At 33.7% G+C, this 6,910-nt stretch carries 8 protein-coding genes; 4 read left to right on the forward strand and 4 right to left on the reverse strand.

The genetic code is table 11. The annotated features are described in order from the left end of the window. Positions 1 to 20: 20 nt before the first annotated feature. Complete coding sequence (locus DMB92_RS01825) at positions 21 to 1,220, forward strand: metallophosphoesterase (protein WP_142681329.1); 1,200 nt, start codon at positions 21 to 23, stop codon at positions 1,218 to 1,220. Positions 1,221 to 1,231: 11 nt separating this feature from the next. Then, on the forward strand, positions 1,232 to 2,029 hold the full coding sequence (locus DMB92_RS01830) for a phosphatidylserine decarboxylase (protein ID WP_142681330.1): 798 nt from the start codon (positions 1,232 to 1,234) through the stop codon (positions 2,027 to 2,029). A 2-nt stretch (positions 2,030 to 2,031) separates the two neighbouring features. On the opposite strand, the gene DMB92_RS01835 is transcribed toward DMB92_RS01830, so the two are convergent. Together DMB92_RS01835 and DMB92_RS01840 are read right to left on the reverse strand one after the other, a co-directional pair. After that, positions 2,032 to 2,682 (reverse strand): pimeloyl-ACP methyl esterase BioG family protein, encoded by a 651-nt coding sequence (locus DMB92_RS01835; RefSeq protein ID WP_142681331.1) that lies wholly within the window; start codon positions 2,680 to 2,682, stop codon positions 2,032 to 2,034. A gap of 79 nt (positions 2,683 to 2,761) precedes the next feature. Next, on the reverse strand, positions 2,762 to 2,947 hold the full coding sequence (locus tag DMB92_RS01840; RefSeq protein WP_142681332.1) for a molybdenum cofactor biosynthesis protein: 186 nt from the start codon (positions 2,945 to 2,947) through the stop codon (positions 2,762 to 2,764). Positions 2,948 to 3,085: 138 nt separating this feature from the next. On the opposite strand from DMB92_RS01840, the gene DMB92_RS01845 reads away from it, so the two are divergent. Then, positions 3,086 to 4,273 carry a M48 family metallopeptidase gene (locus DMB92_RS01845; protein ID WP_142681333.1) on the forward strand — a complete coding sequence of 396 codons (1,188 nt, stop codon included), beginning with the start codon at positions 3,086 to 3,088 and terminating at the stop codon, positions 4,271 to 4,273. Beyond that, a complete protein-coding gene (locus tag DMB92_RS01850) occupies positions 4,270 to 5,064 on the forward strand; it encodes a HemK/PrmC family methyltransferase (RefSeq protein WP_142681334.1) in 795 nt (264 codons plus the stop codon). Before DMB92_RS01845 ends, DMB92_RS01850 begins: the two co-directional genes overlap by 4 nt. A 102-nt stretch (positions 5,065 to 5,166) precedes the next feature. Here DMB92_RS01850 and DMB92_RS01855 read toward each other — a convergent pair whose 3' ends face one another. Both DMB92_RS01855 and DMB92_RS01860 read right to left on the reverse strand, forming a co-directional pair. After that, complete coding sequence (locus tag DMB92_RS01855) at positions 5,167 to 5,616, reverse strand: c-type cytochrome (protein ID WP_142681335.1); 450 nt, start codon at positions 5,614 to 5,616, stop codon at positions 5,167 to 5,169. After that, complete coding sequence (locus tag DMB92_RS01860) at positions 5,613 to 6,737, reverse strand: p-cresol methylhydroxylase (protein WP_260604713.1); 1,125 nt, start codon at positions 6,735 to 6,737, stop codon at positions 5,613 to 5,615. Before DMB92_RS01860 ends, DMB92_RS01855 begins: the two co-directional genes overlap by 4 nt. Positions 6,738 to 6,910 lie beyond the last annotated feature (173 nt).

A 6,910-nucleotide genomic window follows, 5' to 3' on the forward strand; every position in this document is an offset into this window, starting at 1 on the left:
AAAAGGCTAAAATCTCGCTTATGTTGTTTTTAGTTTTTTCCATAATTTTTACCTTGATTTTCGCCCTTGCAAATGTCTATATTTACAAGCGTTTGTTTATGAAAATCCCTTTTTTGCACACACATAAAAAATGGGTTTTTGCCGTGGTTTTGATCATTTTTATCATGCAGGCTTGTTTTTTGCCTTTTCGTGCAGAAGATCGCTTTGCAAGTAGCCTTTATGTAGCACTTTCTCATAGCTTTGCTTTTACTTATTTTTTCTTTTTTGTAACGCTTTTTAAGGATATTTTGGCTTTTTTCATCAGGCTTTGGGCAAAAAATGCCAAGGGTGTGAAATTTGATGAAAAACGCCGTGCGAGCATTAAATTTCTTTTTAATCTAAGTTTGATCATCTTTGGTTTGGGGCTAATTTTAAGGGGCTGGGGTAATGCAAATTTTATCCCAAATGTAAGAAAAATAGAGCTTAAAATCAAAAATTTAAAACAAAATCTTCGTATAGCCATGATCAGCGATGTGCATTTGGGTAAAAATTTACACGAGGGCTTTTTAGCAAAACTTGTTGATAAGATAAATGCTTTAGAGCCTGATTTAGTCGTTATTGTTGGGGATTTCATCGATACAAAGCCCCAAGATGTCGCACCTTATATTTCTAAAATTAACGAGCTAAAAAGCAAATTTGGCACTTTTTATTCTTTGGGAAATCATGAGTATTACAGAGGTTTAGATGAAATTTTAAAGCTCTTAAAAGAAAAGACAAATTTAAAAATTCTCATCAATGAAAGCGTGGATATAGGGGTTTTAAATATCGCTGGGCTTGCTGATCTTGCTGGGCTTCGCTTTGAAAATTTAAACGATGAAAAAAATGGAGTAGGGCTTAGTGGGCTTGGCTTAAATGGAGAGCTAAACTTTATCCCAGATATAGAAAAAGCTACGGCAAATTTAAGCGAGGACAAACCTAGCATTTTGCTTTCTCACCAGCCAAAAAGCGTAAATTTATACGATGTAAGCAAATTTGATCTTGTTTTAAGCGGCCATACGCACGCAGGACAAGTTTTTCCTTTTGGAATTTTGGTATATTTACAACAGGGCTTTTTGCATGGGCTTTATACTTTGAGTGAGAAAACTAAGCTTTATGTGAGTAGTGGGGCTGGTTTTTGGGGTCCTGCGATAAGATTTTTAGCTCCAAGTGAGATTGCTTTGCTTGAGCTTCAAGGTGAATAAAAGGAGTAAAAATGGCGTTTTCAAATTTAGTTTCAAGAATTTTTGGTTCAGTAGCAAGTGTGAGTTTTCCAAGTTCTTTGCAAGCAAAGATCAATGAAGCTTATGTGAGGCATTTTAGGATAGATTTAGATGAATTTGATGAGGCAAAAAACTACATAAGTTTAAATGCTCTTTTTACAAGAAAACTTTTAAAACCAAGGAAGCTTGATGAGGGTTTTATCAGCCCAAGTGATGGTAAAATTTTACAATGTGGCATAAGCAAAAGCCTTGAAAATGAGCATTTTGCCTTGGCGATCAAGGGTTTTACTTATAGTATTAATGAGCTTTTGAGTACAGCTTTAGATGAGGGTAAAAGGGAATTTGGATATATCAATATCTATCTTTCCCCAAAAGATTATCACCGCTATCATGCACCTTGTGATATAGAAATTTTAAGCGTGCATTATGTAAGTGGTGCTCTTTTTAGTGTCGATGAAAAACATTTACTTAAAATAGCCAATCTTTACACTAGAAATGAAAGATTTATCCTTAAATGTAAGCACAATCAAAAGATCTTTTTTCTTGTTTTTGTGGGTGCTTTAAATGTTGGTAAGATGAATTTTCATTTTGATGAGAGCTTGAAATTTAAAGCAAAATCTGGAACAAATTTTAGCAAAAACTATGAAAATTTACACATTAAAAAGGGCGAAGAACTCGGGTATTTTGAGCTTGGATCGACCATTGTTGTGATTTTTGATAAAAAAGACTTGAAACTAAGGGTAAGTTCACAAGATATAGTAAAATATGGTCAGTGCATAGCGGAGTTATGAAATTATAATCTTGCCAACTCGTCCCAAGAATTAAAACCAAAAAATACAAAATGTGGCTCATTAGTGACCATGAGTGTGCTTTGGTGTCTAAAAAATTCTGCACAAGCTTTTGGAGGGAAAAATTTATCTTGTTTTGAGATCAAAACCTTATCCCACAAAAATCTTAAATTTGGTGGCGTCATAGCAAATTTGAGTAAATTTGAAAGCTCTTGTTTTAGAGAGCTTTCATCTTTGAAAGCAAATTCTTGTGTTTGTTCTATGCGTTCTGCAAATATGGATTTTTTAAAGTTGAGTAGGTTAAATTCATTCATTGCTTTTTTATAAAATTCAGGAGTGATTTGTAAGATTTCAAGAACAGCAGTAGTGCCATTTATGGCTAAATTTTTAAGAAAAACATAGTCTTGCAGGAGTTTTGCAGCAGCAAAAACCCCCAAAGACCAACCTATAAGATAAACATTTTCATAAGGTTTGATTAAATCTTGCAAATTTAAATCAATATTTTCATAAGAATAGCACATTAAAACATCGTATTTATTTGATTTTAAATGCCTAAAATGCGATGGATGAGAGCCAAAAGCAGAAAAAAATAAAATCAAATTACTTGAGCTAATGCCTTGATACAAAAACTGCGTTTTCATATGTACAAAATTCAAAAACCTTTCTAAATAATACCTATAATCATAGTTCTAAATAAAAATTTGATATTCTAACATATTTAAGTTTAAGCTAAATTTATAAACCCTTATCAGCTTTGATAAGATTTGTCAGTTGCCTTGCAAGTAACATGGCTTTATCTTCATCTTTTGCTAGTTCTTTGATATTTTTCATAAAACCATACAATCTATCATCAAGCATATATTCTTGGATATCACTTTTTTTAATTGGCTTTTGCGTTTGTAAATTCTTTTTTGAAAACATTTTGCTTCCTTGCTTTGAATTTAAGCTTCAAATTCTAGCTTATTTAGACTTTTAAACAAATAAATTTAAATTTATTTATATATCTTTGATTAAGCAAAATCGGCTAAAATTGCCTTGACTTTATTTTAAGGACAAAAAATGACGCTAATTTTAATTTTAGTGCTTTATACCATAGCTCATATAAGTGTTTCTTGTGTGCAGATTTCATTTTTAAAAAAAATGAGCAAAGAAAAGGCAGTGATTTTAGATGAGAAAGCTTATTTGGATGCGGCAAATATTTCCATAGAAAATCAAAAATTTGATATTTTCTCGCATTTTTATAATTTTATCATCAAAATTTTATGGCTTAGCTTTGGCTTTTTATGGCTTAAAGAACTTTTGATTAAGGAAAATACTCTTTTTGAAAATACCCTATATTTGCTAGCTTTTTTACTTATAGGAGCTTTGCTTAATCTTCCCTTAAGTTTATACGAAAGTTTCGTGAAAGATAAAAAGCATGGCTTTTCAAACATGAGCATGAAGCTTTTTATCGTCGATACATTAAAAAGCCTTGTTTTGATGCTTGTTTTTGGCTTTTTGATTCTTTATGCCTTGCTTTTTTGCTACGAATTTTTGGGTTCTTTGTGGTGGTTTGCAGCTTTTTTGCTTTCTTTTGTGGTGATTTTAATCATAAATTTGATTTATCCAACCATTATAGCTCCTATGTTTAACAAAATGAGCAAGCTTGAAGATGAGCATTTGCTCGCAAAGATCACAGCTCTTATGCAAAAATGTGGCTTTAGTGCAAATGGTGTTTTTGTTATGGACGCAAGCAAAAGGGATAAAAGGCTTAATGCTTATTTTGGAGGGCTTTTCAAAAGTAAAAGAGTTGTGCTTTTTGACACGCTTTTAAAAGCCTTAAATGAAAGGGAGCTTTTAGCGGTTTTAGGGCATGAACTTGGTCATTTTGTGCATAAAGACTTAATAAAGGGTTTGTTTTTAAGTGCTTTTATGGTCTTTGTTTTGTTTTTTGTTTTTGCTCATTTGCCTGAGTTTTTTTATACTCAAAGTCATTTAGACGGCGTTTTGGGTGGTGTTTTTGCACTTTTGTTGATCTTTGGTGATGTTTTTACTTTTATCTTTTCGCCTTTGTTAAATTTTTTAAGTCGTAAAAATGAATTTAGCGCTGATTTGCATGGTGCTAAAATGAGTTCAAAAGAAGATATGAAAAGTGCCTTGCTTGCTTTAGCAAGGGAAAATAAAGCCTTTATAGAAAGCTCTAGGCTTTATGAGTTTTTTCATTTGTCCCACCCAAGTATATTAAAAAGGATTAAAGCCTTATCTTGAAAATCAAAGATGCTTTAAAAATATCCAAAAAACTGCTTCAAAATCATGAAAATGAGGCGGTTTTTTTTCTTTGTGAGTATTTAGCTTGTGATAAATCTTGGCTTTTCTTAAATGAACATTATGATTTTGATGAAAAGCCTTTTTTTGCTTTGATTGATAGGTTTTTACAAGGCGAGCCTTTTGAATACATTTTTAAAAAAGCAAGTTTTTATGGGCTTGATTTTTATATGCAAAAAGGGGTTTTGATCCCTCGTTTTGATAGTGAAATTTTACTTGAGCTTGTGCGTAAGGAACTTGTTAATAATCCTTATAAAAAAATTTTAGAAATAGGCTTTGGAAGCGGAATTTTAAGCATAGTTCTTGCTAAGCTTACTCAAAAAAAGATCACAGCTTGCGATGTCAGTAAAAAGGCTTTAAATTTAGCTATAAAAAACGCAAGATTACATAAAGTAGAGGATTTGATTGATTTTAGACTTTGTGATTTTAAGGATATGCAAGATGATTTTGATCTCATTTTTTCAAATCCTCCTTATATAGCAAAAAATTATCCTCTTGATCAATGGGTTTTAAAAGAGCCAAAAAAAGCTTTGTTTGGAGGCATTAAAGGGCATGAAATACTTGAAAAAATCATTCTTTTTGCAAAAGCCAAAAAAGCCAAATGCCTAGCTTGCGAATTTGGTTTTGATCAAAAAGAAATTTTGCATGAAATTTTAGTTAAAAATGGCTTTGAGGCTAAATTTTACAAAGATTATCAAGGTTTTGATAGAGCTTTTTGTGCTAAAATTGCCTAACATTTTTAAATGTAAAACATTAAAACAAGGAGTTTCCTCATTGTTTTAATGTTTATTATAAAGATCTAAGAATCTATAAAAAAGATTACAAATTTAATGCTTTTATCTTTTTTTAAGATATTTGTGAGCATTTTGCAAATACTCGCCTAAAAGCTTTAGCTCCTCATCACTGATTTCAGTTTTGCGGAAAAATGGCATGGAGTGCTTTCCAGCACGCACAAAAGTTTCCACAAATTCAGGACTTAAATCCTCTCTAGCCTCAAGCAAGGCAGGCAAAGCCCCCTCATAAGCAACTTGCAAGGCATTTGTCGCAGGCATTCCCTCACCATGACAAGGCAAACACCATTTAGAATAAATTTTTTGTCCCTTTTTCTCTTTCGAGCTTAAAGAGTTGGAATTTATGCTAGAAAAAGCTGCTGGCGAGCGTGATTGATTAGAATTATACTCGTAAGTATCAATGCTACTTCCCTTAGGAAGCCACTCTTTATCCGCTGAGTAAAGCAAATTTGCACCTATACAAAGAAAAAGGCTTAGTTTGATCAGTTTTTTCATTTTTTGCCTCCTTTAAGAGCAAGTTCGTCGAGTTTAGCATTTGCAAATCTTTGATCTCTTGCATTTTTTGGATAAATTCCGCCTCTTCCTGGTGCTAAAATTCCATTAGGATCAATGCAGTCTTTAAGCTGTTCGTTAAAGCGACGTAAAGCGTGATTGTTATAAGAATAAGCCGCCATAACATCATCTTGAAAGGTTGGCGCTGCTCTGTAATCGCCCCAGCCATTTTTAGCCGCCACACGCACCATTTCTCTGTAAGCCTTTCTAAGCTTTAGGTTATATTCTGTATCGGTGCGAGAATTGTTAAAAGCAAGCATAAAGCAAAAGGCACGATACATCCAGCTTCTTGGGTGAGCAAATGGCGTGATAGGGGATTTCATACCCAGATCATGAAAAACCTCGATATAAACATCTTGACACTTCAAAAGCTCCTTGCCATCGCGTGGGATAATAGGCGAAAACCACACATGCCCATCGCTTGGCTCTCTTGTCTCGCCTCTTGTGCTAAGCCAAAAGATTTCCATATTTGGGATACCAAGGCTAACTTTGTGTTTAAGCTGCTTTTTTTGCTCCAAATTCATAGGTAGGCTAAATTCTTGCACGATTTTAATCTCAGCACCCTTTATAATCTTAAATCTTTCCTTGATATAGTTCATATTTGCATGGCAAACTTCCTTACAACCATATATAGGAATATCTATTTGCCAATAAGGGATATTGTTTTTTAGGGCGTAGTTTTGAATTTTATCAAGATCAGGAAAACCGCGTTTTGAGGTAAGATAACCCTCAAGCTCGCTGTTCATCGCCTTGCCATGAGGTGGATTTAAAGGACTTCTATAAAGTGGCCAGCCAACGATAAAGCTATCTTCTAAGTAGTTTAAAATACTTACAGCAGGGATAAGATCTTCTCTTCTTTTCATCGTCAAGGACAAAAGCAAATAATGCTCAGGCTTTGGCATCATCCAAAAGCCCATTTTAGTTACTATGCCAAAATTTGACTGCGAAAAAAGTCCATCGATATAAGGACCATAGCCGTATTTGTTTTCTGCAAAGGTTTTAGCTCCTGGCAATGCTCCCATAGCGGTGCGTAAAATTTCGCCATTTGCTAAAACTACCTCCATTCCACAATGCGAACGCTTTGAAAAAGAGCAAGGCTTTGGCTGATTACTCAGTGGCTGGCATTGTTAAAACCCTCCCTACTCAAAACATAAGAGCAGCTGAAAGTATCATCGATGAAAGCTTTAGTGCTGAGGCAAAAGAAGCCTTAGAAGAAGCAAAGGCTAAATTTGGAGGC

The sequence above is a fragment of the Campylobacter sp. MIT 99-7217 genome, from assembly GCF_006864365.1.
Taxonomy (GTDB): domain Bacteria; phylum Campylobacterota; class Campylobacteria; order Campylobacterales; family Campylobacteraceae; genus Campylobacter_D.